At 69.6% G+C, this 273-nt stretch carries 1 protein-coding gene; it reads left to right on the top strand.

The features are described from left to right. Positions 1 to 273: MFS transporter (locus SB658_RS23920; RefSeq protein ID WP_410602817.1), on the top strand; the 273-nt coding region annotated here is incomplete at both ends.

Raw genomic sequence — 273 nt, 5'->3', positions numbered from 1 at the left:
CCTCCCTGCGCACGACCCCAGCCTCGCCGTCTGGGTAGGTGCGCTCGAGGGCGTCGGCGCGCTCTGTGCGTTCCTCGCGGCTCCGGTCTTCGGCAGCCTTTCCGACCGCATCGGGCGCCGCCCGATCATCATCATCGCCGCGTTCGGTGCCGTCGTCGGGTACACGATCTTCGGCATCGGCGGCGCCATCTGGGTGCTCCTTCTCGGCCGAATCATCCAGGGCATCACCGCGGGCGACATGCCCGCGCTCTTCGCGTACGCCGCCGATATCAC

The organism is Bacillus sp. SIMBA_008, from assembly GCF_046535495.1.
Classification (GTDB): domain Bacteria; phylum Bacillota; class Bacilli; order Bacillales; family Bacillaceae; genus Bacillus; species Bacillus subtilis.
Note: the sequence above shows the minus strand (reverse complement) of the source record. Positions and strands in the feature narration are given on the sequence as shown.